This is a genomic window from Shewanella sp. BJSY2023SW007 (assembly GCF_047314525.1).
Classification (GTDB): domain Bacteria; phylum Pseudomonadota; class Gammaproteobacteria; order Enterobacterales; family Shewanellaceae; genus Shewanella; species Shewanella chilikensis.
Genome location: NZ_JBKORL010000003.1, coordinates 1 through 25510, shown reverse-complemented (window position 1 = coordinate 25510; position 25510 = coordinate 1). Strand labels below are relative to the sequence as shown.

Below are 25510 nucleotides of genomic sequence, written 5' to 3'. Positions count from 1 at the left end.
GGGGCTAACATAAAAACACAGGGCCCGGGCACGGGCGTGGCAGGAAGGTAACATTTTGGCCTTGTCGGTAGCGGGTGGGGTTAAACCCGGCAGTGTAATAGAGATAGAGCAGCGTCTGTATCAGCAGTTGATACTGGGCAAGCAACGCATTGACAGTGGTGGCGATAAGCTTGAACCTGAGCTGGAGGCGGTGGCTTTCAAGCTTGAGGTTGAACGTGAGGCGACTTTGGAACGGCTCGCCAGGCAGCAACAGGCCAAGGCGCTCTATCAGAAGGTGTCGGCTCAGTTAATCGAGACCCTGGCGGCAGAGCTCGGCAATCGTCTGGCCTCCATCGAAGAGGTGGCACGCCTGGCAGGCATCACAGATAAACAGATCTTGCTGCTGGAGTTATTGCTGCACCCAAGGCTTGATTTGGCGCGCATTCGCCCGGTCGTTGCCGAGCAGAGTTGGCTGGTGAGAGACTTGAGCTCTCTGGTCAACAGTCCCTCATTCAGGGCTCGCAGGCCGCAGAATCTGGATGTACAGCTGACAGATCTCAAGTTGGTGCTCAGCTATATCGGGGTTGAGAATCTGCGCATTTTAGTCCCTTACTACAGCTGTCGTTATTGGCTGCCCACAGGCCATGCCAGTCTGCTTTGGACTGTGCGCAAGCTATGGCGTTTCTCGCAGGTGCAGGGCATTGCTGCCAGAACCCTGGCCAAGTTGCATGACTTGGATGCCCCTATGCTGCATGCGGTTTCCCTGATGCAGCAACTGGGGATCTCAGTGCTGCTCTCCATGAGCGCCAAGTTGTTTGAGCAGTTGCGCGGCTCATGGCTCAGAGAGGCGAGTCGAGACAGGGATAAGGCTCTCTATGATGCCATTGCCCTGTGTGATTTCCCCGCGGCCTTGGTCTATTCCCTGGTTAAGCAGCATGCGCTATCACTCAATTGGCAACTGCCAACCCAGCTTGGGTTTGCGGATGCGGCCATGGTGACTCTGCTCAAGGAGCGGGACACGGCCCTTGGCTTCAGTCAGTTGTCAGCCAATGCGGCAGTGCTGGCCAAAGCCGATTGTTTTGCCAAGTGTTTTTTACTGGAAGAGATGCGGCAACTGGAATTCAGGGACAGGAGGATCATGATGGCGTATCATGAGCTCACGGAACAGGAACTCATTCGTCTCAAAGGCCAGAATTACCGCAAACCCGAGCTGCTTTAAGCCGTTGCGGAGCCTGTAGGCCTTCCATGGAGGAGCTATGCCCAGTTGGCAAGCCTCGGTATTGAACCGGTTGTTAACTTATGTGGCGCGGCCATCGGTCAGTCGCGGCAGTGCCAAAGTACCACTCAGTGCTATTCGTCAGCGTTTGCTGGAGATGGATCGTCGCTTGCTGGGCTGGCTGCCGGAACTCAAGGTCGAACACTGGCCGTTGAGCCACTCGCCGCTCATCCATTACCAGCTGCCGCAACCCAGAGAAGTCAGCCTCTTTTATATCCGCGGCGGAGGCTTCTGTTTCAAGACCCCCCATGCCCATGCCCGTTTTCTGGCCGATATCATGCGGCGCAGTCTGGCAGATTGTTACGTGCCCGATTATCGTCTGGCACCTGAGCACCCGTTTCCGGCGGCCTGTGATGATGTGCTGGAAGCTTATCGGATGACGCTTGAGCATTGTGACCCGGACAAACTGGTGCTGATGGGGGACTCGGCCGGAGGCAACTTGGCCTTGAGCCTGTTGTTGCAGCTGAAACAGCTTGAGTTACCGTTGCCGAGAGCCTGCGTGTTGCTGTCTCCGGCGCTGGATCTCGGCATCACAGGCGATACCGAGCGCATTTTGGCGGCCGACGACCCCTTGTTTACCGTTGAATCCCTGCTCAGACTCAGGGGGGCGTATCTCGCCGGTAGTAACCCCATGTCTGAGCGGGTTTCGCCGCTTTATGGTTGCTTTAAGGACTTGCCGCCCATCTTGCTGCTGGCCGGTACCCGTGAGCTGTTGTTGCAGGATGCCGAGCGCCTGCAACAGGCGGTATTGCGCGACGGAGGCCGGATAGAAGCCGGTTTCTACCTCAATATGCCCCATGTCTTTCCGCTATTTGAACTCTTGCCCGAGGCCATGGAAGCCAGGGGCCAAATCGCTGCTTTTATACGCAATAATCTACTGTTATGATTGTCGTTAACTATTCAAAATAGGTGAATAGTTAACGAATTCGGTGTCAGTTGAGATTTTTTGTGACTATTTATGCCGTTAAATGGCAGATATTTGCCTGCTTAATTCTCAAACTCAGATCTTTATGCACTTATAGGCCAAGGCATTGCTCCTGCATATTGATCAAACTGGTATTTTGATCACAATTTCGCTAATAATGACACCTAAGCAACACAAGTAAGTGCAGTTTTACTCACAAATAATAAAGATTAACTGCTTAAAACGGTGGCCGACAGAGCCGCCGACAACACAAAGGATGAGAAGGAATGAGTGTAAACATGAATTTGACACGTGCCCAGTTTGATGAAGTTATGGTGCCTAATTATGCACCGTCACCCGTTATCCCGGTTCGTGGCGATGGCAGTCGTGTTTGGGATCAGGAAGGCAAAGAATATGTCGACTTTGCCGGTGGTATTGCAGTTAACTGTTTGGGCCACTGTCATCCAGCCGCCGTTGAGGCGCTTAAGGCGCAGGGTGAAAAACTCTGGCACTTGTCCAATGTGATGACCAATGAGCCGGCACTGGCATTGGCGACCAAACTGGTTAACGCCACTTTTGCCGACAAGGTCTATTTCGCCAACTCAGGTGCCGAAGCCAATGAAGCGGCCCTGAAACTGGCCCGCCGCTATGCTCTGGATAATTTCGGCGCCGGAAAAGATCAGATTATAGCCTTCGACAAGGCCTTCCACGGCAGAACCTTCTTTACCGTCAGCGTGGGTGGCCAGGCCGCCTACTCAGATGGTTTTGGCCCCAAGCCGCAGGGGATCACACACCTGCCATTCAACGATGTTGCCGCATTGGAAGCCGCGGTGTCGGACAAGACCTGCGCCATCATGCTGGAGCCGCTGCAGGGTGAGGGCGGTATCATAAACGCCACTCCAGAGTTCCTGGCCAAGGTGCGTGAACTGGCCGACAAGCACAATGCGTTGGTGGTGTTCGATGAAGTGCAAACCGGCGTTGGTCGTACCGGCGAGCTGTATGCCTACATGGGGACAGATATAGTGCCGGACATTCTCACCACGGCCAAGGCCCTGGGCGGCGGTTTCCCCATCGCGGCCATGCTGACCACGGACAAGATTGCCGCTCATCTTAAAGTGGGTACCCATGGTTCCACCTATGGTGGTAACCCTCTGGCCTGCGCCGTCAGCAACGCGGTATTTGATCTAGTCAATACCCCCGAAGTGTTGCAGGGCGTTAAGCGTCGTGAGCAACTGCTGCGTGATGGCCTGGAAAAAATCAATTCCAAGTACCAGGTGTTTTCCGAGGTACGCGGTAAGGGACTGTTGCTCGGCGCCGTGTTGAATGAGCAGTATCAGGGACGCAGCCGTGAGTTTCTGTTGGCCTCGGTCGACAATGGCCTGATGACACTGATGGCCGGTGCCAACGTGGTTCGTTTTACTCCTTCTTTGATCATCCCTGAAAGTGATATTGCCGAGGGTCTGGCACGCTTTGAAAAAGCGGTCGCCAAGGTGGTTGCCGCCTGATCCCCGTGGGCCCAGGCCCACTTAGCGCAATAGACTCACAGCTGCTGTTCTGACGGGCGGGCCCGACGGAGCAGCAACTGTGGATGAGTGGAGATTTAACCATGTTAATCATACGGCCTATCCGAGCCTCAGATTTCCCGGCGCTGCGCTGTATCGCCGAAGAATCGGGCCATGGATTCACCTCGCTGCCGGTCAATGATGAACTGCTGACCCGCAAGATCGCCCGTTCGGAAACCTCTTTCGCCAAGGCGGTGGAAACGCCTTTTGATGAAGGCTACCTCATGGTGCTGGAAGACACAGAGACCCAGGAGGTTGTGGGCACCTGTGGTCTGGAAGCCGCAGTGGGAATGGAAGATGCTTTCTACCATTACCGTTTGGGCACAGAGGTTTATCATTCGTCGCAGATAGAAGTACGTAACGAGGTTGAAACCCTCAGCCTGTGTCATGACTACACAGGTGCCGCCGAGCTCTGCACCCTGTTTCTGAGAGACTCCTACCGCAAGGGTAATAATGGCCGCATGCTGTCACGCAGTCGCTTTCTGTTTTTGGCCCAGCATGCCAATCGATTCGGTGAAACTGTTATTGCCGAGATGCGCGGGGTCAGCGATGAAAACGGTAATTCCCCTTTCTACGGCTGGCTGCAGCAAAACTTCCTCGGCATAGACTTTATTCAGGCCGATTATCTCTCTGGTCTGGGGCAGAAGGCCTTTATGGCCGAGATGATGCCCCGCAGCCCTGTCTATGTCTGCCTGTTGCCCGAAGCGGCGCAGAAGGTTATCGGTGAAGTGCATACCAATACACGCCCGGCCCTGAGCCTGTTACAGGCGGAAGGTTTCCGCTGGCGCAACTATGTGGATATTTTTGATGGTGGCCCCACGGTTGAATGCAATCTGGCGGACATTCGCTCCGTGCGCGAGAGTCGCCTGCTGACGGTGCGTATCGGTGATATGCCCCAATCAAAGGACAGTTTTATTCTCTCCAACACCCATTTGGCAGACTACCGTGCCGGTTCGGCCAAGCTGGCGCTGACAGACGACAGTGAAGAAGTGATCCTGTCGAGCGAGTTGGCCGCCGCACTTTTGGTGGCAGACGGGCAATCGGTCAGGGTATTGGCAATATAGGAACAGCATAATGACACAATTTATCAAGGGCCAATGGCTCGCTGGCGAAGGCCAGGCAATGAGTTCAAGCAACCCGGCCAACGGCGAAACCCTGTGGCAGGGTAATGCCGCTACCCCGGCTCAGGTAGACGCTGCCGTTGCAGCCGCCAGAGAGGCGCAGTTTGACTGGTTTATGCTCGGCTTTGATGGCCGCCTGCAGGTGATAGAGGCCTATCGCGATCAACTGGAAGCCCATAAGGCGGAAATCGCCGACACCATAGCGCAGGAAACCGGTAAGCCACTGTGGGAAACGGCCACTGAGGCGGGTGCCATGATAGGCAAAATTGGTCTGTCGGTCGCGGCTTATCACAAGCGTACCGGCGAAACTGAAAATGAATTGCCTGCCGGGCGGGCGGTGCTGAGACACAAGCCCCACGGTGTAGTGGCGGTCTTTGGGCCTTATAACTTCCCTGGGCATCTTCCCAACGGCCATATAGTACCGGCTTTGCTGGCGGGCAATACCGTGGTATTCAAGCCATCGGAGCTGACGCCCAAAGTGGCTGAGCTGATGCTCAAGCTGTGGGAGAAAGCCGGTCTGCCCGCCGGGGTCATCAATCTGGTGCAGGGCGAAGTGGAAACCGGCAAGAGGCTGGCTTCACATCCTCAGCTTGATGGTCTGTTCTTTACCGGCAGCTCCCGCACCGGCCACTTGCTGCATCAGCAGTACGCCGGTCATCCGGGCAAGATCCTTGCCCTGGAAATGGGCGGCAACAATCCGCTCATTGTTAAAGGGATCAGTGATATCAAGGCGGCCGTGCACGAAATAATTCAATCTGCCTATATCTCCAGTGGCCAGCGCTGTACCTGTGCCCGCCGTCTCTACATAGAGAAAGGTGAGCAGGGCGATGCTTTGATTGCCGCCTTGGTTGCAGCGGTCAAAGCGATAGCTGTCGGCCCCTGGAATGCCGAACCTCAGCCCTTTATGGGCTCGATGATCTCTGAAGCAGCAGCCAAGGGAATGGTCGCGGCGCAGCGTAATCTGCAGAATCTCGGCGGGGTCTCGCTGGTGGAACTGACCCATATTGAGAGCGGTACCGGTCTGGTGTCTCCTGGGTTGATTGATGTTACCGAGGTGATTGAACTGCCGGATGAAGAGTATTTCGGACCCTTGCTGCAACTGGTGCGCTACAGCAGCTTTGACCAGGCGATTTCGCTGGCCAATGATACCCGCTATGGCCTTTCTGCCGGGTTGCTGGCCGATAGCCGTGAAGACTATGACTATTTCCTGGCACGGATTCGTGCCGGCATAGTGAACTGGAACAAGCAGATCACCGGAGCCTCTGGTGCGGCGCCATTCGGCGGTGTCGGGGCATCGGGTAACCACAGAGCCAGCGCCTTCTATGCGGCCGACTATTGTGCTTATCCCGTGGCTTCCATGGAGGCCGATGGTCTGAGTTTGCCACCATCATTGAGTCCGGGACTTAGCCTCTGACAGTGAAGGGAAGCGCAGTGGCGCTTCCCTTTTTTGAACATACCATTTGCCTTTGGGCAAACTGCATTACACAGGGAATAACCATGCATACAGATATCAATGCGCTGTTCAATGCCATGTGGCAGGACTATATCAAGATGACGCCATCGGCGGCCAAAGTGCACCAGCTGTTGGGGCAAGGCAAGGCGATTATTAACGACCATATCGCCTTGCGTACATTCAATCTGCCTAAGGTGGGCTTGGATGTGCTGGCAGCCCATTTCGAAGCGCTGGGCTATGTGGTTTGCGGCGATTATCGCTTTGAGCAGAAAAAGCTGGTGGCAAAGCACTTTGAGCATCCGGACCCGACTCAGCCCAAGGTCTTTATTTCTGAGCTGCTGGTGGAAGAGTTCAGCCCAGAGTTGCAGCAGCGGGTTGCCGACTTGGTTGAGCAGATCCCAACCCAGGCGTTGACCGCAGATAACTTTACTTATTCAGGCAGACACTGGCAGCTTGACTATGACACCTACCAAGCCCTGCTCGCCGAGAGTGAGTATGCTGCCTGGGTTGCCGCTTTTGGTTATCGTGCCAACCACTTTACCGTGTCTGTGAACCATCTGGCCGAGTTCAGCACCCTGGCTGCCGTGAATACCGCGCTCAAGGAGGCTGGGTTTACTCTCAACAGTGTTGGCGGTGAGATCAAAGGTTCAGCTGAAGTCTTGCTGGAACAGTCTTCCACCATGGCCGACAGAATCCCCGTCGCCTTCGATGACAAGACGGTAGAGATCCCCAGTTGTTTCTATGAATTTGCCCTGCGTTATCCCAAAGCCGATGGTGAACTCTATACCGGCTTTGTTGCGGCCTCGGCAGATAAGATTTTTGAGAGCACTAACGTCAAAGCATAGCATTGCTTAAACTTTTATAAATGGCCTCCTTAATTAGGGAGGCCTTTTTTTATAAACAAAACGACATGCTTAATATATTGATGCGTTAATGTGTTTATTGTGTTTTAAATATGTTTTTCATTGGTGTTTTTTATGCTGTGTTAATTTGTTTTTATGATGTTTTTTATGACGTACACCCAGTTTTTAATCTATTTAGACTAGTCATTAAGTATTGTTGTTGATTGTAAGGTTTTTCACGCCTATGCTTGTTTACATACGTAACAATATGTATTGAGTGCATTAGAATCAATATCGAGACGCTATTCCCCTTGGAACAGCGAAAAAAACATGAACGAGAGAAAAAAGTCGAATAGTAAATTGCTGAGCTTGGTTAAATTTGTCATGCCTTTGCTATTGTTCTTGGCTTTTTCTAATGCAGCGATATCTAATGAGTTTGAAGAAGTTAATACACTGATATCTATTGCCAAACAGAACACATCACAGGTAAATCAGCTGGCAATCTATTCTCTTTCCTTGCCTTGTATTATGGCCGTTAAACTGGCGGATAACGCCGTCTTGGCCGAAGTGTTTAAATTTATTGCCGTCAGTTGGTTTATTTTGTTTTTCTGCGGGCCCCGTATACCCAACCTGGGGGTCCCGCAACTTTCCTTTGATTGGATGCCCTATTGGGCGCAAATACTCCTCGAATGGGTAAAACCTATTCGTGGCAGTACCTCTTAGACTGGAATTATCTCCAGATTAATTCGTTTTAAATAAATTAAGGCTTTTAAATATGAGATCCGGTAAATATCACCGCGATCTGGCCTTGTCACGCATAATAAAAAGTAAAAAAGCAAAGACGAGCTTCCCTTTGCTGGGCTTACTATTGCTTGCGGGACAAGCTCAGGCGGTTAATGAGTTTGAACTCAAACAGGAAGAATTCGGCGAATGGACTGCCTATTTTAATGCGTCTTATACCCGCAATGTCTACAGTGAGTCGGCCTTCGATGCGTATCGGGCTTATAGTCTGGATGCCAGGGTCGATTACAACAGTGATTGGGGCAGTGTGCTGCTGACTTTTGGCGGTGAAAAAGAGACGCTGCACGGTAAGGAGTCGAGCTTTTTTGACCCCTTGCTTGAGTATAGGACGCCACTCTATTCCCTGACCAATACTCTCTCGCTCAAGGGCAGTGTCGGTGTCTATCTGCCAGCGAGACATTACAGCAAGCTGGATAGACTGGAGTATGCCCCCAGAGTGGCGGCTTATCTCTTCTATCGTCCTGAGGGCAACTTCAGCTTCTACCTGTCTCCCAGATACAGGTACAACGCCTACAAGTACAAGACCGCCGGTGAGCGGGTGCTGATTGAACATCAGGTCGATCTGGTGGCCGATGCCTATTGGCAGTTTGCCAGTAATTGGTACCTGGATATCAGCGGTCGCTATCGGATGTCGAAGAATTACCGTGGTCGTCGTATGGATGACCAATTCACCTTTGCCCAGGAACTGGGATGGATGCCTGCCGAGAGTTGGACATTGGCCATTGGCCATAACAACAGCGGTCGTTTCTACCACCCGGAACTGGGGCCTTCAGAAGGATTTGAGCTGTATGACAAGCGCAGCTCCACCTTCTATTTCTCAGTAACAAAATACCTATAAACTCAATTTATTCAGAGGATTAAATGAAGAAGTCAAGTCTGAGCCTGGCGATAGCAGCCAGCCTGGCACTCGCAGGATGTGGGGCAGGAGAAGAACCGTACAAGGAGTTGCCCAAAGATGAGAAACAGATTAGCAGCGACTCGATAGAGAAGGCCGGTGAGCGCCAATACCTCTATATCCGCAGTGTCGGCAAGGCGCCGCGTTATGCCGCCGCTATCCGCGGCTTCAGCCAGGGGGATCCCAAGTTGGTGACCCTGCACAAGACAGAGAATGGTATTCAGGTTCGCCAGTTGGACCGGGACGCCATAGGTCTTGGTCATGACAGCCGCTACCAGGAGGGCATCAACCAGGCCCCGGTACTGACCATTCCCGGTGAGTACATAGACTTCAGATGTACCGAAGACAAGTGGCGTGAATGCATCAACGTTGAGCAGGTCAATACAGATGCCAACCTGACCTGGCAGGATAAGCGCTTCTTTGTGCCTGACTTTGCCGACACCAAGATTGCCGAGCTGGGGATCAACGATATCTTTATGTTTGGTGAGTGTGTCACCGAAACTGAATCCCCAAAACTGGTCAATGCCGGAGCCTACAAAGGCTATGAAATGGACCTGGACAAGGGCGTAATCAACTTCGAGATTGAACACACCTATCAGGCATCGGGCCAGTGTTTCAATCAGTTTTACGGTGGCAATCTGGATAATCTGTCGTTCACCACCACGGAATTTATCTCCATAGTGGCGCTGGATCAGCTTGCCAGTGAAGATTATCAAGCCATTCCTTACAGCGAGCATGAGAAGGGCACCTTTGGTTTCTTCAACTCCAGTCACAGCTATCGGGACAGAACCGACTCAGGAGGGGTGGATGGCTATGTTCGTACCTACCTGAACCGCTTCAACCCGGCTAAGGGTGAGTTGGTGTACTACTTGTCCAACAACTTCTATGAGCCCAAGAACAAGCCTTTCCTGGATGCGGCTATCGAATCTGTGACCGCGATGAATATCGCCAACAGCCGTTATCATACCGGCTTGCCACAGATTAAGCTGGAGCAGGCGGGCGATAAACGCCATGGCGATCTGCGTTATAACCATATCACTCTATTTGATGAGCCTCTGGATAACGGTCTGGCCGGTTACGGTCCATCAGCAGCCAACCCACTGACAGGGGAGATTGTCAGCGCCAGGGTTAACCAATACAGCTCCAACCTCAAGCAAGGCGCGGTGCGTTACTATCGGCAACTGATGCTGGATTATAACCGCGGCAAGTTGGATGCGGCTTCGGTCGAAGCGCTCACCGGCGTGCCTTATCAGCAAGCCGTGGTTAAGCCAGCGGCTTCCACCACATTGCAAGCTGTGCCTGCGGCGCTGGACAAGCCTGCCGATGTGATGGTCGCCGCCACTCCGGCAGCTCTGCCACTCAAGCCCGCTGAGCAGCAGTTCAACGCCTTGGCCGACTTCGATGAAGCCAGCCGTGACTATTGGTCCGAGCATACTTTGATGCATGTCGACACTGTGTTTGCCGCAGGTGGTCAGCAAAGAATGCTGCCGGCCGGCGTCAAGGATCACAAGATTGATTGGCAGAATGCCGAGTTGTGGGTCAATGGTGATGTTGGCGGTAAGCTGCAGGCATTCGAGAAGCTGAGCCTGGACCTGCAGGATAGCCTGAGCACGGCGCTGGCCGCCCAGGCCTTTGCCGGTACCCTGACCCATGAACTGGGCCACAACTTCGGCTTGAGACACAACTTCGCCGGTAGCCGCGATGGTGACAACACCTTCAGCCAACAGGAATTGGAAACCCTGAACCAGGCCTTTGCCGGTGCCGGTTATCCTGATCTGAAAGTGAACGCCGAGTTCTCCAGCCAGATGGACTATAACGTCAACCGTTTTGCCACGACATTTGAGCCCTATGACCTGGCGGCGCTGCGTTTCGGTTATGCCCGTGAAGTCGAGGCTGACAGCGGTGACTTTGTCTCCCTCAAAGCGGAAGATGCCAAGCGTCGTGAGGAGCTGCAAAAAGGAGTGCTCCAGGGCGAGACACGTTTCGGCGCGCTCTACAACATTGCCCGCGACCACAAGCTGCGCAGCTATGCCTTCTGTACTGACGAACATGTGTCGCTCAACAGCAACTGTAACCGCAGTGATGCCGGTCAGAACCTGGATGACATCGCCCAGTTCTATATCGATAGATATCAGGACAGCTATGAAACCAGTAACCTGAGACATAACCGTCAGTCGCTTTATGAAGACCACAGCCTGGGTTACACCATTGCCCGCAAGCGTCAGTTTGATGAGATCCGCCAGTTTATTGAAGATGTCAGTTTCCTCGAGGGGATCTTTGACTTGCCGGAAAATTTCTTCGCAAATGACTGTCAGGTGAAAGCCGCAGCCGGCCAAGATAGCTGGTATTGTGCCAACCAAAGGGCGATGAACAAGGCGGCCGACCTGTTCCTGCGCCTTGCCGGTGAGAACGATGCCGTGGTAGATGTCACCTTCCGCACCGAAGATGGTCAGGCAGCCCTGAGACAGCAGTACAACTTTGCCAAGTTGTTGGAGCAGTATCGCTTCAAGAGCGCCGATATGACCATGAAGTTTGCTCCGGGTGAAGTGATCAGCCGGTTTGCCGACTCTCCAGAGGCATTGAAGGAACTGATTATCAACTATGGTATCAAGGAAGAGTTCCGGGATATGCTGAGCGCCGATGTTACCTTCGCCGGTCGTTTGCTGAACGGGATCAAGGCGCCTGAAGGCTCGCCCAACCATCCTTACGTCAACGAGCGTGATGTGCTTGGGGTATGGCCGGACAAACTGCTGGCAGTGCGAGCCTTGGTGAGCCGAACTACGCCGAGATCGACTTTCAGCCGTGGTCACAAGGCGCTGGTGGATCTGCCACAAACCGGCAAGCTGTTCGAAGATATGCTTTGCCGCATGGCGCTGGGTAATGGCCCGGATCTGGTCAGCAATGGCAAGCCTTTGTTTGCCGATGCCTGCAACAGCAGCCCTGAGCTGGAAACGTATCTGCCTTACTACAGCGATTTTGCCAGCCAGAGCATAGAGCCTCTGCCCAATTATGACCGCACAGTATCACGCTTCTTCGGCTTTGATACCGTCAATGGTCAGCCCAAAGGCAAGAGCAACCTGCTGCAGATGATGTTGAGACAAGTGGTGTTGGCCTCGGTCGACAGCGACTATCAGGGTGAGCAGAAGGCCAGGGTATGGCGTGAATATGTTGGTATTCATCAGGCTGCCCCTGGGCTGGATATGCAGGCCCAAGTGTCCCTGAACGGTAAAATCTATGCCGCGACCGCCGAGAATAAGTTGGCGCTGGCGCTGATTGCCCGCATCAAAGAAGTGCAGCAGTTTATCGCCTCGGCTTCTCCTGAACTGCTGGCACAGCAGCTCAAGGGCGGCACTGTGGGTGAGATACTCAATGGTCAATTGAGCCGTGACCGCCTGGCTCTGAGCTACCTGCCAGTGCTTGATTGAGCCAAGGGCTGACAGCTTGATAGCAGAGAACCCAGCCTAGGCTGGGTTCTCTATTTTTGTTTGAGGGGCCAGGTTAACCTTCAGGCCTTAAAGGTCAGTGAAACCTTGAGTCCACCCAGTGCCGGGCTCTTGCCGAAGTCGATATCCAACTGATATTGCTCGGCAATATCCTTGACTATCGATAACCCCAGCCCATGACCATTGATCTCTTCATCCAGGCGATTGCCGCGGCGGGTGAGGGTTTGCATGTTTTCCTTTGCCACCCCGGGGCCATCATCCTCGACGCTGACATATACCTGCCCCTGATGTTGCCATACCCTTACCAATACCAGGCTAGAGGCCCACTTATAGGCGTTATCAAGTAGGTTACCGAGCAGCTCCATGCCGTCTTCTCTGTGGATTGGCAGCCTGGGAATGCCATCACTGATATCGAAGCGCCAACTGATTTGCTTGTATCTATGTACCTTATCCAAGGTCTGGCACAGGCTTTCCAGATCTCTTGGCAGTACCAGCTGCGCCGCCGGCAGCATCTCGCCGGTTATTCGCGCCGCCGCCAGTTTACGCTCTATCATTTTGTGGATCTGATCCAGTTGTTGCTCCAGTGCCCTGGCGGTATCGGGATCTTTCAGCCCCAGCGCTTCTACCTGCTGGCGCATCACTGCCAGTGGCGTCTTCAGACCGTGGCTGAGATTGCCAAGGTTGTTGCGGCTGCGTTGAATTTGATTACTCGTGTATTCGAGCAACTCGTTGTAGGTCTCGGCTAGGGGTTTGACTTCTGGGGGAATGGTCTCCAGCGACAACGAGTTGATCTCCCCCTCTCTGAGTTTGGCCAGCGCCTGTTTTATCTGCTTCACCGGCTTGAAGGATTGCCGCAATACCAGAAATATCCCCAGGATCATTGCCAGCAGCATGGCCAGGTTGACACTCAGTTTGGTGCCATAAACCTCGGTAAATACCTTGCGGCCTATACTGAGATCCTGCGCCACTGTTAGAGTGGCATTGATCTTCTTGCTACTGGAGGTCAGCCCCAATGACAACAACTGAATGTCGTGATTTTGTGGCCCTTTGGTTTGCCAGGCGCGGGTTTGCCCTGGCTCCAACTGCACTATTTCCAGGCGTTGATCCCATAAGGAGCGGGAGCGGATCTCCCGATCCGGCAGATTGAGCTGGTAGTAGCGTCCGGAATAGGCGGGTTTGTAGAAGCCGGAAAGCAGGCTCTGATCTATCAGGATCTCACCGTCATTGAGGTGAGTGGCCAGTGCCACCTGTTCCAGATCTTCTTGCAAGCGGTTGATGATAGAGTCGTGAAATGCCTGGCGCAGCATGGACTCCATAAACGCCAGGCCTATCAGGGTACTCAGTAACACCAGTGCTGTCAGCCACAGGCTCAGCTTGGTGCGGATGGACATCATCAGGATTGGCTGCCGTGAAAGATATAACCTTGGCCGCGACGGGTTTCTATCGCTGTCTTACCCAGTTTCTTGCGCAGATGGGTGACATAGACCTCGACCACATTGCTCTCTTTCTCATCGTCAAACTGGTACAGCTTATCTGTGATCTGCGCCTTGGAAAGCAGTTTCTTGGGCGACATCAAGAAAATTCGCAGCAAGCGAAACTCCATGGCGGTCAGGTCGAAATGTTGTCCATTGACTGTCACCGCCTGTTCGGCTTCATCCAGACTGACGCCGCCGAAGTTCAATTGCTTGCCAGGCACAGTAGCACGGCCATGGGTACGGTGGATAATTGCCTGCAGTCTGGCCAACAGTTCCTGGGTGTGAAAGGGTTTACCCAGGTAGTCATCGGCACCTGCATTGAAGCCTTCGACCTTTTCATGCCACTGACTGCGAGCTGTCAGCATAATCACAGGAGTGGTCAGTCCCTGCTGACGCCATTTTTCCAGCAACTGCAAGCCGTTGCCATCGGGCAGGCCGATATCGAGAATGATGCAGTCATACTGGGTTTCTTTGACCAGATAGTCGGCTTCTATGGCTTTGTCGGTGACATCCGTGACATAGCCTGCTTGTTTTAATTGTTTTGCCAGTTCTTCAACCAGCAGGGCGTTATCTTCAACGAGTAGCAGTTTCATTGGGACGACATTCGCTCGGTAATGGGGTTAGGTCATCGTATAAACCTGTGCCTGCATTCAGGCTCAGGCTGACGATATGGCCATGTTCGACTTTTATCTGCAAATCATAACGCCATTCACCCTCTTTCTGATAGAGATGAGCGTCAATCAATTTGCCATGGCACACCCATTGTAGCTGAGAGAGAGTGGCATCCAAGGAGAGAATCGTCCCGGATTTCACTAATTCCTTGGCGATATCGTGATCGGGTTCCAGGTGGGGACTTGCCACTTCAGCCTTTGCAGTACTCAAAGTCAGGCTAATAAAGCAAACGAAAAATAGCCCTCTCAATTGATGCTCCTGAAAAACAAAAGTGGCCAAGGTTATTACCTTGGCCACTCTATAGAATCAGGCTTAAATCAAGCTGAAGCTGGCTTAGCGGGTACCGTAAACCACTATGGTTTTACCGTGCGCCTGGATCAGGTTCTGCTCTTCCAACATCTTGAGGATGCGGCCCACAGTTTCGCGGGAACAGCCAACAATCTGACCGATTTCCTGACGGGTGATCTTGATCTGCATACCGTCTGGGTGGGTCATGGCATCAGGCTGTTTGGCCAGATGCAACAGAGTTTGAGCGATGCGACCTGCCACGTCGAGGAAGGCCAAGTTGCCCACTTTCTGACTGGTGCTTTGCAGACGGTGCGCCATCTGAGCGGCCAGTTTCATCAGGATCTCTGGGTTAACCTGGATCAGTTGCTTGAACTTCTTGTAAGAGATTTCAGCAATTTCACAGGCTTGCTTGGCGCGAACCCAAGCGGTACGCTCGGCTTGCTCTTCGAACAGACCCAGTTCACCGATAAAGTCGCCCTGATTCAGATAAGAGAGGATCATTTCCTTACCTTCTTCATCTTTAATCAATACGGCAACAGACCCTTTAACTATGTAATACAGGGTGTCTGAATCTTCACCAGCATGGATCAGAGTGCTTTTGGCTGGATACTTATGAATGTGACAGTGTGATAAAAACCACTCCAAAGTCGGATCTGGTTTTGGCTTACCAATCAGAGCCATGCCTATGTTCCTCGATTGATTAAAACGAAAGTAAGGATATTCTAAATAAGGATTTTACGTCAATATCAAAGAGTAAACTTTGAACCAGGTCTTAGTTTAGACTGAGTGAATCAACGCAATTAAATCGCTAATCTTGGTTATCATTCTGATACTTTAGTGATACATGTCAACCAATTCAGATTAAAAGCCTCCGGATTCGCTCGAGTCTGTAGGTTAAATCACATCTTCTCTGCCTTGCTCACAATTCGCCAAGCTCATTGAGGGCTATTATTAGCATTTTATTGTTGGATTGACCTCGACTTTTACGCCGGGTTCGGGCTAATTTATGAGTCTGTATGCGTAGATTATCAAAGGGTATCAGAGTGAAATCTCCCTTAATTGCAGCGGCTGCCATGTTGGCCTTGAGTCTGTTCAGCGGACAGTTACAGGCCTTTGCCATTCCCCAGCCAAGCAAGGAAATTGCCGCCAGCAAACTGGCCTATATTCAGCTCAATGCCGCCAATGGTGAAGTGGAGGCTCAGTACCTGCTTGGTTTGATGTACCTCTCCGGCCGTTTCGTCGTCGAGGACAAAATTGCCGGCCTTGCCTGGTTGACCAAGGCTGCCGACGGGGGCGAAACCAAGGCGCAGCAAACCTTGGCAGACCTGGCATTTGAAGGCAAGTTGATGCAGCGGGACTTGGCGCTGGCCGAGCGTTGGTATCTGCCGTTGGCGGAGCAGGGCAACCATTGGGCCAAGTTCAGACTGGGTTTCCTCTATGCTTCAGGTGGGGAAGGGGTTAACCGCCATTGCGGCAAGGCTGTGGCGTTTTTCAGCTCGGCCGGTGATGACATCTCTCTTGGTAATGCCGCCTGGATCCTGGCCACTTGCCCCGAAGCCAAGTACCGCGATGGTGGTCGGGCGTTGGCGCTTGCCAAGCAACTACTGGAAGACAACAATCAGGACCCCACCAATCTCGATAACTTGGCGGCTGCTTACGCCGAATTAGGGAATTTTACTGCCGCAGTGGCGACTCAGCAGCAGGCCATTGCAGCGCTGGAGCAGTCGCAGGATCTTAGTAAGGCGCTTGAATTCCGGCAGCGGCTGGAGAGTTATCGCAGTCACAAGCCTTACCGTGAAGTGGTGCCCTTGATGGAATAACGCCCATTGTGAATGCTTCAAGCCGATACGGATAATTCCTTTGCCGAACGCTGGGGTTTTGGTTGAAGTTTTAGCTGTGGTTGATTGTGTTTGCGTCAGAGGAAGAGACTGACGCTTGCATGGAGAGCAAGAATTCGGGCAATAAAAAATGCCCATTATGGGCATCTAAAATAGGGTAGGTTGTTGACATACTCGAGGGAACAAACAGATCAAGATGGGGGAATCTATCCCCAAGAGTATGTCAACCATCAGTATTTCGCCTGAAATCCCGATGACTGTAATTTACCCCTTTAGACTTAAATCAAACTTAATCGAGTCTGAAGCCAAAATTTATCTGCATCCAGCCTATTCAATATCCTGCTCCAGCAGGGCTTGGCGCTTATCCATCAGGTCTTTGATAAGCGGTGTCAGAATAAGCTCCATCGCCAGTGACATCTTGCCACCCGGCACGACCAGGGTATTAACCCTGGACATAAAAGCTCCCTGGATCATCTTCAAATAGTAAGGAAAGTCGACATTGTTGATACCGCGAAAGCGGATCACCACAAAGCTTTCGTCCAGGCTGGGAATATCCTTGGCGCTGAAGGGGTTGGAGGTATCTACCGTAGGGACCCGCTGAAAATTGATATGAGTGCGGGAGAATTGCGGCGTCATGTGATTGATATAGTCGTCCATCGAACGCACGATTGAGCCCATCACTTTTTCACGGGTATGGCCGCGCTCAGAGGTATCGCGGATAATCTTCTGGATCCACTCCAGGTTGACTATGGGTACCATGCCAATCAAGAGATCCACGTGCTGGGCAACATTGCTTTCGCCGGTTACTACACCGCCGTGCAGCCCCTCGTAGTAGAGCATATCCGTGTCTTCCGGCAGCGGTCGCCACTGAGTAAAGGTACCCGGCATCTGGTTGTAAGGCACGGCTTCATCGAAGGTATGCAGGTAGGAGCGGGTTTCCCCTTGTCCCGTGCCGGCATAGTCGGCAAAACACTTTTCCAGACGGGCAAAGTCATTGGCTTCCGGGCCAAAATAGCTGATGTTGCGGTTCTCGGCCTTGGCCTTGCGGATCATCACTTCCATTTCGGCGCGGGTATAGTGGTGAAAGCTATCCCCTTCCACCATGGCCGCGTTGATCCCCAGTTGTCTGAAGATGTGACTGAAGGCGGTTGTGGTAGTCGTGGTTCCGGCACCCGATGAACCTGTCACTGCGATAATTGGATGTTTTGCAGACATTTTTCCTACCTGTTTTAAAAAACTTGGGCGCAGGCCGACGCTGTGGTTGTCTGGCCCGTTAACCTTTAGTTAACTACTTATAAAGGAATGCAGGGGGACGGGTCAATCATGGGCAAGTGGAGTTCGGCGCATGATCTCCTCGCGGGAGCGGATGGCAACAGACTCGTCATCTTCGCTGAATTCTACCAGTAAATGCCCTTCCTTCAGCGCCAAGCGGCACTTGCCGATGGCCTGTTCCAGCGCTTTGTCACCCAGGGCATCAAAACTGCCGTCTTCCACCTGGGAGAGCAGGAATTCTTTAATCAGGTTATCCAGGGTTTCCTTGGGCAGTTGCAGCAGGGATTCATAGGGTATCAGCATGAGTTGACTCCGTTAGATAACGCAGCAAACGCTGCTCCAGATAATAGCGTGGCTGCCACGGTGTGCCGCCCTCGATAAAGCCCACATGGCCGCCATTGGCATGCAGCTCATATTCGACGCAGGCGGGCAGATGTGCCAATGATGGGATAACGGCGTCAGTCATAAAAGGGTCGTCTGCTGCATGAATTATCAGGGTCGGCTTGGCTATCTTACCCAATAAAGGCAAGGCGCTGGCCTTTTGATAATAGTCATCGACACAGTTGAAGCCGTGCAGCGGTGCCGTCACCTGATGGTCAAAATCATAAAAGGTGTTCAGCCGTTTGATGGCTTCGCCATTCAGCGGCAACTGACTATTGCCCCGCTCGAGTTTTAGCAGCATTTTTTGCTGCAGTTGGCGGATAAGATAACTTTGATAAACCTTGGAGAAGCCTTTCTCCAACCGCTTGGCACAGGATGCCAGCGCCAGCGGTGCCGATACCACGGCGGCGCGGCTGAGCAGGCTTTTCTCTGCAAATTCTCCCTGGTACTTGGCCAGTACATTGCCGCCTAGACTGTAACCTACCGCCAGCAGAGGCGAATGGGGATAGCGCTGCTTCAGGGTTTGCAGGCTATGGCTGATATCGGCCGTATCACCGCTGTGGTAACTGCGCGCCAGGCGATTGTCTTCACCCGAGCAGCCTCTGTGATGGTGCACTACGGCTGCCAGCTCCTGCTTCTGACACTCGCGCAGCAGGCGGCGGATATAGTGGGAGTCGGCGCTGCCCTCCAGCCCGTGCAGTATTACCAACAAGGGCTTACCCGGGATAGGCGCTTTGAGCCAGTCGAGGTCGATAAAGTCGCCATCTTCCAGCTCCAGACGCTCACGCCGCAGCGGCAGCCCAGCCACCTTGGTCAGCACGGGAATGATAGTTTGAAAATGGGGGCTTCTGGCCCACCAGGGCGGACGAAAACTGCTGCTCATGATATCTCGCATGCAAAATGGCCTATTGCCGTGGGCGCTTTGCTGTGGTTAATTGGTTATCGGCCGAATTGTAACACAGATGTCAGCACAGCCCAGTGCAGGGAAATGACAGGAGGACAGGCATGCAAAGACGGCAGTTTCTACTCTGGACTTTGGGAGGAACAACGGCACTGGCGTTAGGTGTCAGCCTTTATGTGGATGAGGAGATCGCCAACCTGAGTGAGCACGAAAAACCCCATGACCTTCTGCTCGGCGCCTTGATCCCTGTGTTGCTGGAAGGCGCATTGCCGGAGATTAGCAAGCATAGAGTTGATGCCATCAATCGCACTCTGGATGCGGTCAATCAAACTTTGAAATGGCTACCTAAGGCCCAGCGTCAGGAGCTGGAACAGCTGCTCGACATGCTGGAAAACCGCTTTGGCTTACTCTTGCTGAGCGGCAGCATGACTCCTCTGATGTTGCGCAGCCCCAACGAATTGGTCGAGATGCTGGAATCCTGGCGCAGCTCTTGGATGGCGCTGCTGCAACAAGCCTATCTCGGTCTCAGAGAGTTGTTGATGGCAAGCTATTATGCCTGCCCTGAGCATTGGGACAGACTTAACTATAACAAGCCAAAACTGGCACTCTGATACCCGACTGGAGACACATTTGCCGATAGCTGATCCCATTTTGGCCGGGCTGGCCGCAGGTTGGAAACATACAGATGGAGCCTCTTTGACCGAGGATCTTGAACTGGAGACGGATGTTGTCATCATAGGCACAGGTGCCGGCGGTGGCACGGCGGCTGAAATATTGACTCAGGCTGGGCTCAGAGTCTTGCTGTTGGAGGCCGGGCCGCTCAAGTCATCCTCTGACTTTGTCATGGAGGAGCGCCGCGCCTATCCAGAACTCTACCAGCAAGCGGCGGCCATGAAGACCCTGGATAAGGGAATAGGTATTTTCCAGGGCAAGTCGGTCGGCGGCTCCACCACAGTCAACTGGACCACTTCGATTCGCACCCCCAAAGCCACCTTGGATTATTGGCAAAGCCTTGGGGTTAAAGGTTTGTCCCGCAGCGAGTTGAACCCCTGGTTCGACAAGATGGAGCAAAGGCTCAATATCAGTCGTTGGCCGATAGATCCCAACCGCAACAACCAGGCCCTCAGGGATGGCTGTGTCGAGCTTGGCTGGGACTACACAGTTATCAAACGCAATGTGCTGGGCTGCTGGAACACGGGGTACTGCGGCATGGGCTGCCCGGTTAATGCCAAGCAATCCATGCTGGTCACCACAATACCTGCTGCCCTGAATGCCGGAGCAGAGTTATACAGCCATGTTCGCGCCGAGCGCTTCGAGCATCATGGTGAGCGGGTTTTTGCCCTCAGAGCCGAGGCGCTCGATGGCTATAACAAGCCCACTGGAGTCAAATTGATGATCCGCGCCCGTCATTATGTGGTGGCGGCCGGGGCAATCCACACTCCGGCATTACTGCTGCGTTCACAAATGACAGATCCCTATCAGCGCCTCGGCAAGCAGACCTGTTTACACCCAACCGTGCTCAGTGGCGCTCGCTTTCGGGAGGCAATCAATGCCCACTCCGGGGCACCGCAGTCGATATATTCGGATCAGTTTGTTTGGCAAGATGGTGCCACTGGTCAACCAGGATATAAGCTGGAGGTACCGCCGGTGCATCCTGTGCTTATCGCCTCCAAAACCCTGGGGTATGGGCCACAGCATGCCGAGCTGATGTCCTGGTTCAATCATCTGCAGGTCACCATAGCCCTGATCCGGGATGGCTTTTCGCCGGAATTGCCCGGTGGCCAGGTATTGCTGACAGATAAAGGCACTGCCCTGGATTACCCTCTGACGCCGGCCTTGTTTGCCGCCGCCAGACGGGCCTTTGCCAGCATGGCCGAGCTGCAGTTTGCCGCAGGCGCCGAGCAGGTTATGCCCATCAATGAGGGCGCCGGAATTTTGTCCTCCTGGCAAGAGGCCAAACAGGTTATTGCCGACATGCCGCTGGCGCCACTGAAGACCATAGTGGCTTCGGCGCATGTGATGGGCGGCTGCGCCATGGGGGAAGACAGGCAGTTATCCTGGGTGAACAGCGAAGGCCAGGCGCATTACTACAGCAATCTGTCGGTGATGGATGGCTCTGTATTCCCCAGCAGTTTGGGAGCCAATCCACAGCTGAGTATCTATGGTTTGACTGCGCGCAACGCCAGCTTACTGGCCCGGAGGCTCAAGCCTGAGCCAGCAGTGCAGGATGTTGCTGAGGGCTGAGGTTGAACTGTGCCAGATAGGTACTGAGATTGTGTTGCTTGTCTTCAGTGACGCTGCGAGGCAGGCCATTGAGTTTGTGCAATATCAGCTGCTGCCCTCTGCGTTCCATCATCAGCTCGACATCCAACATCTGTTGGTACTCGGCTTGTCCCAGGTTGGGTTTGGCCAAGCGTCTCAGCCGCCGATAGGGGCGCAGAATGCCGCTTTCCCACTGCTCAACTTCGCTGTGGAGCTGGGACCATGATCCCTGGTTGAGGCTAACGCCTTTGTTGTCCAGAGTCAGCGCCAGCAGCAAGAGGTTGACTATCAGGCCGTGTTCGTCCTGCAGTTTTATCAGCAGGCTTTCCAGCGCCGGGTAAAGTGTTTCACATTCCTGCCAAAGACTAGAGGTAAACAGACTCGTATGTGGCACGCTTTTCTCCTTGCTTGCAATCTCAACACCCGGGTTTCCCCGGCTCAAAGGCCTGACTCGGCTTCGATGGTGTCTATCTCTTCCTGAAGTTCCAACCAGTTCATTTCACTCTCTTCCAGCGCCTGCGAAAGTTGGGTGCGCTCGGCGAGGATCTCCGTCAGTCTGGGCTTTTGCTCGGCCTCGTAGAGAGAAGTATCCGCCAGCAGATTTTCCAGCTCCGCCAATCTGTCGGTAGCCTGGCTCTGCTCGGCTTCCAGTTTGGCCTGGCGTTTCTTCAGTGGTGATAGTTTTTGTCTCAATTCAGCTTCCAGGCGCTTTTGCAGCTTCTTGTCCTGGGCCGGTGAGGCTTCGTCAACCTGGGACACACTCGCCGTTGCGGCCTTGGCGGCATCCAGCAACCACTGGTGATAGTCATCCAGATCGCCATCGAACATCCGCACTTCGCCGCCGTCGACCAGATAATAGTCGTTGCAGGTGAGTCTCAGCAGGTGACGGTCGTGGGAAACTATCACCATGGCGCCTTCAAAGCCCTGCAGCGCTACGGTCAGGGCGTGGCGCATCTCCAGATCCAGATGGTTGGTGGGCTCATCAAGCAGCAATAGATTGGGGCGTTGCCAAACCAGCAGCGCCAATACCAGACGGGCCTTTTCACCACCGGAGAAGGGACGCACTTGGGCCAGTGCCATATCTCCCTGGAACCCAAAACCACCGAGGAAGTCTCTCAACTCCTGTTCGCGGGCATTGGGTGCCAGGCGCTGCAGATGCTGCAGCGGGGTATCATCCAGCTGCAGAAACTCTATCTGATGCTGGGCAAAGTAGCCGATATTGAGCCCGGGATTGGGCTCGTACAGGCCGCGCATGGGCGAGAGCTGCTCAGACAGCAACTTAATCAGGGTGGACTTACCGGCACCGTTGCGCCCCAGCAAACCGATGCGGGCGCCGGGTACCAGATTGAGATGCACCTTGTTGAGAATAGCCTTGTCGCCGTAGCCGACCGACACATCTTCCATCTTCACCAAGGGGTTGGGCAGCGCATCCGGCTCGCGAAACTCCATATAGAAAGGGCTGTCGGCCTTGGAAGGCATCAACTCAGTCATCCTTTCCAGTGCCTTCAGGCGGCTTTGGGCCTGTTTGGCCTTACTGGCCTTGTAACGGAAGCGATCCACAAAAGACTGCATGTGCGCCCGCTCTCGCTGCTGGCGCTCATAGGCCACCTGTTGCTGGGCCATACGCTCGGCGCGAGTGTGTTCAAAGGCGCTGTAGTTACCCTTGTAGAAGTTGAGTTTCTGGTGTTCCACATGGACGATTTCGTCCACTATGGCATCGATAAAGTCACGGTCGTGGCTGATCAGCACCAGCGTACCCTGATAGGATTTAATCCAACCCTCCAGCCAGTACATGGTATCCAGATCCAGGTGGTTGGTGGGTTCATCGAGCAGCAATAATTCCGAGCGACACAGCAGTGCCTGCGCCAGATTGAGACGCATCCGCCAGCCGCCGGAGAAGCTCTTCACCGGATGGCTCTGCTGGGCCTCGGTAAAGCCAAGACCTGCCAGCAGGGTACCGGCACGGGCGCGTATGCTGTAGCCGCCTACGGCATCAAGCTTGCCGTGCAGTTCGGCTATCCTGTGGCCATTATCCTCGGCTTCAGCCTTGGCCAACTGGGTTTCGAGCTCGCGAAACTCTCGATCGCCATCGAGCACATATTCCAGTGCCGATACCTCCAGCGCCGGGGTTTCCTGGGCGACAGTTGCAATGCGCCACTGGGATGGCACGCTGATCTCGCCTTTGTCCAGGTGTAGTTGCCCTAAAATCAGGGCCAGCAATGAGGACTTGCCCGTACCGTTGGCGCCGACTAATCCCACCTTGTGGCCGGGATAAATAGTCAATGAGGCCTCGTCAAGCAAGGTCTTGGTGCCACGGATCAACTGGGCATCGGAAATGGTGATCATGAATACTGCTTTGGAATACGCTGAATTTATGGGGCCAGATGATAGCCCAGAACCCCGGCCTCAGGCTATAGCAGCAACACTTTGCTGTGAGCTGGCACCTGGGGGTAAAAGTAGGCCATCATTTCGAATGAAAGACTCCCCTCAAAAGTATAGTTTTACGGCTAACGACGCGAAAAATATCGGAAAAAGCCAAAGTTTCAGATATTTCTGAGCTGCTTTTGTAAAAACTTGCAGTACCATCCAGGCGCGCTCAAAAAAGCGCCACAGGAAACAAGGAGTTTTACCAAGGGGTAACCTAATTACCTTGGGGCAGACAGGGAGAGTCGTAGATGGGCGTAATCCGCGTAGTCAGCATGGCTGAGTTGCATCTCAGCGATGCCGGGCAGATTGAGGCCAACTGGCAAAGCTTGAGCAATGAACAGCTGGTATCTTTGGCGCCGTCCGGGCGCTCGCTCGAGCAGCTCAAGCGGGAACTGGCCGATGGCAGCAGAGTGATCCTCAGTGATACTCCAATCTTGCCACTATTTCGTTATCAATCAGGCGAGTGGGTTACCAACATTCAAGAAGGTATTTCCCCTCACGCCGTTAATCAGATCCAAAAGCGTTTTGCCTCTGCAGGCAGCAGTGCTCACTTTAAGACATCCACCGGCAGCCTGGCCCCGGCCATCGAACCTGTTTACAGCCCGGATCCCAGCCTGACTCAGATTGCGCCCACCACGGCGCCAACGGCCAAAATCAGCCCCAAGTTCGCTCAGGCCAGACGCAGGTTGGAGTTGGAACTGGTTTACGATGACAAAGAGGAGACGGCGGCAGGCAAGGTGCCCTATAGAGTCGAATTCAGTGATGGTTCGCAAAAGAGCGGGGTATTGAATGCCAAGGGCTGGGCCTGCCTGGAAGATTGCCCCAACGGGGAAGCCACAGTGATCTTCGGCGATGAGGCTGAGCGCCAAAGTGCAGAGCAAAGGTTACCCAGCCTCTACCGTCAGTTGGCGGCGTCGCTGGACACTGCGGCAGCGGAAATGGCCAAGAAAAGCGAACAGTTGGCCGCTCAGGCGGATGTTCAGCAAATCAGTGACAGCTTCAGGCAAAAAGTGGATGCACAGCTGGCGGAGCTAACGGCTCAGCGAGAGCAGTTCAACCAGCAGCAAATCTGGCAGCAAGTCTTGCAGACCGGCCTGGCTTACAAGCAGGGGCTGCGTCAGGGTACGGCCAGCGTTATGGACGATTTGCTGGATTTCAGCGGCTTGATGGCATTCCTCGAGGAAGCAGATATCAGTCTTTCTTTGTTGCTCGAGGCGATAATGACTGGCGATGTCGATGCTCTGGAGAGCAAACTGGCCCAATGGCGTGCCCGCAGTGAAAATGGCTTGAAGGCCACAGGTGAGGCGATGGAAATGCTGATCTTGCTGTTAAAAGACGAGCATGTCCGGGCCTTATTGCAATCACTGCCACTGCGTTATCTCGACGCCCTTCCCAAAGATAAGCTGGCCGAAATAGCCGGTTATATGCATAGCCGGGTCAGTTTGGATGGCATGTTGGAGATGTCTCTTGTCCTGCTTGCGGCGCTGGTTGGCAGCGTCTTTGGGGTGATCCTGATGTTTCTTGTTGTGACCAAGAAACGGGCCAGCAGGATTATCAGCCCGGCCAGCAGCGTATTGGAAGATATCGCCAAGGCGCAAAAGGCGGTTCGGAACGACCATGCAGTTTGATCCGCACCGCTAATACAGGACACGCTACTAAGCAACACTCTTTAGTTCGTAGTTTTCTGGACTGATATAGCCCAGAGCACTGTGCCTTCT

The 25510-nt window shown here is 53.5% G+C and carries 22 protein-coding genes; 13 read left to right on the top strand and 9 right to left on the bottom strand.

The window, feature by feature from the left end; genetic code table 11:
• The first annotated feature begins 55 nt into the window (after window positions 1-55).
• The 9 genes from ACMHXE_RS00745 (at window position 56) to ACMHXE_RS00705 (ending at window position 12258) form a co-directional block, all read left to right on the top strand.
• Window positions 56-1198: an HDOD domain-containing protein gene (locus tag ACMHXE_RS00745; RefSeq protein ID WP_101056776.1), complete on the top strand. Its 1143-nt coding sequence runs from the start codon at window positions 56-58 to the stop codon at window positions 1196-1198.
• Between the two features lie 37 nt (window positions 1199-1235).
• On the top strand, window positions 1236-2141 hold the full coding sequence (locus tag ACMHXE_RS00740) for an alpha/beta hydrolase (RefSeq protein ID WP_101056775.1): 906 nt from the start codon (window positions 1236-1238) through the stop codon (window positions 2139-2141).
• A gap of 305 nt (window positions 2142-2446) precedes the next feature.
• A complete protein-coding gene (locus ACMHXE_RS00735; RefSeq protein ID WP_101056774.1) occupies window positions 2447-3664 on the top strand; it encodes an aspartate aminotransferase family protein in 1218 nt (405 codons plus the stop codon).
• A gap of 101 nt (window positions 3665-3765) precedes the next feature.
• Window positions 3766-4785 carry an arginine N-succinyltransferase gene (gene astA, locus ACMHXE_RS00730; RefSeq protein WP_039035546.1) on the top strand — a complete coding sequence of 340 codons (1020 nt, stop codon included), beginning with the start codon at window positions 3766-3768 and terminating at the stop codon, window positions 4783-4785.
• A gap of 10 nt (window positions 4786-4795) precedes the next feature.
• Window positions 4796-6256, top strand: a complete 1461-nt coding sequence (gene astD, locus ACMHXE_RS00725; RefSeq protein WP_101056773.1) for a succinylglutamate-semialdehyde dehydrogenase — start codon at window positions 4796-4798, stop codon at window positions 6254-6256.
• 83 nt (window positions 6257-6339) lie between these two features.
• Window positions 6340-7140 (top strand): DUF1338 domain-containing protein, encoded by an 801-nt coding sequence (locus ACMHXE_RS00720; RefSeq protein WP_101056772.1) that lies wholly within the window; start codon window positions 6340-6342, stop codon window positions 7138-7140.
• Window positions 7141-7467: 327 nt separating this feature from the next.
• Window positions 7468-7860, top strand: a complete 393-nt coding sequence (locus tag ACMHXE_RS00715) for a hypothetical protein (RefSeq protein WP_101056771.1) — start codon at window positions 7468-7470, stop codon at window positions 7858-7860.
• Between the two features lie 130 nt (window positions 7861-7990).
• The gene (locus ACMHXE_RS00710; RefSeq protein ID WP_198552058.1) at window positions 7991-8776 is read left to right on the top strand and encodes a hypothetical protein; all 786 of its coding nucleotides are present in this window, start codon (window positions 7991-7993) and stop codon (window positions 8774-8776) included.
• A 23-nt stretch (window positions 8777-8799) separates the two neighbouring features.
• On the top strand, window positions 8800-12258 hold the full coding sequence (locus ACMHXE_RS00705) for a zinc-dependent metalloprotease (RefSeq protein ID WP_413731107.1): 3459 nt from the start codon (window positions 8800-8802) through the stop codon (window positions 12256-12258).
• An 80-nt stretch (window positions 12259-12338) separates the two neighbouring features.
• Here the strand turns inward: ACMHXE_RS00705 and ACMHXE_RS00700 are convergent, their stop codons facing one another.
• The 4 genes from ACMHXE_RS00700 to crp form a co-directional block, all read right to left on the bottom strand.
• Window positions 12339-13670, bottom strand: a complete 1332-nt coding sequence (locus ACMHXE_RS00700; RefSeq protein WP_101056769.1) for an ATP-binding protein — start codon at window positions 13668-13670, stop codon at window positions 12339-12341.
• Complete coding sequence (locus ACMHXE_RS00695) at window positions 13670-14344, bottom strand: response regulator transcription factor (RefSeq protein ID WP_101056768.1); 675 nt, start codon at window positions 14342-14344, stop codon at window positions 13670-13672. Before ACMHXE_RS00695 ends, ACMHXE_RS00700 begins: the two co-directional genes overlap by 1 nt.
• Window positions 14325-14612: a PepSY domain-containing protein gene (locus tag ACMHXE_RS00690; RefSeq protein ID WP_224868349.1), complete on the bottom strand. Its 288-nt coding sequence runs from the start codon at window positions 14610-14612 to the stop codon at window positions 14325-14327. The genes ACMHXE_RS00695 and ACMHXE_RS00690 overlap by 20 nt, the downstream gene beginning before the upstream one ends.
• Before the next feature lie 144 nt (window positions 14613-14756).
• Window positions 14757-15392, bottom strand: a complete 636-nt coding sequence (gene crp, locus ACMHXE_RS00685) for a cAMP-activated global transcriptional regulator CRP (protein ID WP_025011303.1) — start codon at window positions 15390-15392, stop codon at window positions 14757-14759.
• 356 nt (window positions 15393-15748) lie between these two features.
• Between crp and ACMHXE_RS00680 the strand changes: the two genes are divergently transcribed.
• Window positions 15749-16531 carry a tetratricopeptide repeat protein gene (locus ACMHXE_RS00680; protein ID WP_373296859.1) on the top strand — a complete coding sequence of 261 codons (783 nt, stop codon included), beginning with the start codon at window positions 15749-15751 and terminating at the stop codon, window positions 16529-16531.
• 345 nt (window positions 16532-16876) lie between these two features.
• Here ACMHXE_RS00680 and ACMHXE_RS00675 read toward each other — a convergent pair whose 3' ends face one another.
• The 3 genes from ACMHXE_RS00675 to ACMHXE_RS00665 all read right to left on the bottom strand — a co-directional run bounded on the left by ACMHXE_RS00675 (window position 16877) and on the right by ACMHXE_RS00665 (window position 19085).
• A complete protein-coding gene (locus ACMHXE_RS00675) occupies window positions 16877-17764 on the bottom strand; it encodes a phosphoribulokinase (RefSeq protein ID WP_039035531.1) in 888 nt (295 codons plus the stop codon).
• A gap of 102 nt (window positions 17765-17866) precedes the next feature.
• Window positions 17867-18124, bottom strand: a complete 258-nt coding sequence (locus ACMHXE_RS00670) for a YheU family protein (protein WP_101056765.1) — start codon at window positions 18122-18124, stop codon at window positions 17867-17869.
• Window positions 18108-19085 (bottom strand): hydrolase, encoded by a 978-nt coding sequence (locus tag ACMHXE_RS00665; protein ID WP_413731106.1) that lies wholly within the window; start codon window positions 19083-19085, stop codon window positions 18108-18110. The genes ACMHXE_RS00670 and ACMHXE_RS00665 overlap by 17 nt, the downstream gene beginning before the upstream one ends.
• 122 nt (window positions 19086-19207) lie before the next feature.
• On the opposite strand from ACMHXE_RS00665, the gene ACMHXE_RS00660 reads away from it, so the two are divergent.
• Both ACMHXE_RS00660 and ACMHXE_RS00655 read left to right on the top strand, forming a co-directional pair.
• Entirely contained in the window at window positions 19208-19714 is a 507-nt protein-coding gene (locus ACMHXE_RS00660) for a TAT leader-containing periplasmic protein (protein WP_101056764.1), read from the top strand.
• A gap of 19 nt (window positions 19715-19733) precedes the next feature.
• A complete protein-coding gene (locus ACMHXE_RS00655) occupies window positions 19734-21347 on the top strand; it encodes a GMC family oxidoreductase (RefSeq protein WP_101056763.1) in 1614 nt (537 codons plus the stop codon).
• Here ACMHXE_RS00655 and ACMHXE_RS00650 read toward each other — a convergent pair.
• Together ACMHXE_RS00650 and ACMHXE_RS00645 are read right to left on the bottom strand one after the other, a co-directional pair.
• A complete protein-coding gene (locus tag ACMHXE_RS00650; protein WP_096141983.1) occupies window positions 21307-21759 on the bottom strand; it encodes a DUF2390 domain-containing protein in 453 nt (150 codons plus the stop codon). The two genes, ACMHXE_RS00655 and ACMHXE_RS00650, sit on opposite strands and share 41 nt — an antisense overlap.
• Before the next feature lie 44 nt (window positions 21760-21803).
• Complete coding sequence (locus ACMHXE_RS00645) at window positions 21804-23711, bottom strand: ABC transporter ATP-binding protein (protein ID WP_062793747.1); 1908 nt, start codon at window positions 23709-23711, stop codon at window positions 21804-21806.
• A gap of 329 nt (window positions 23712-24040) precedes the next feature.
• Here ACMHXE_RS00645 and ACMHXE_RS00640 point away from each other — a divergent pair, with 329 nt between their 5' ends.
• Complete coding sequence (locus ACMHXE_RS00640; RefSeq protein WP_101056762.1) at window positions 24041-25420, top strand: hypothetical protein; 1380 nt, start codon at window positions 24041-24043, stop codon at window positions 25418-25420.
• Window positions 25421-25510: the final 90 nt, after the last annotated feature.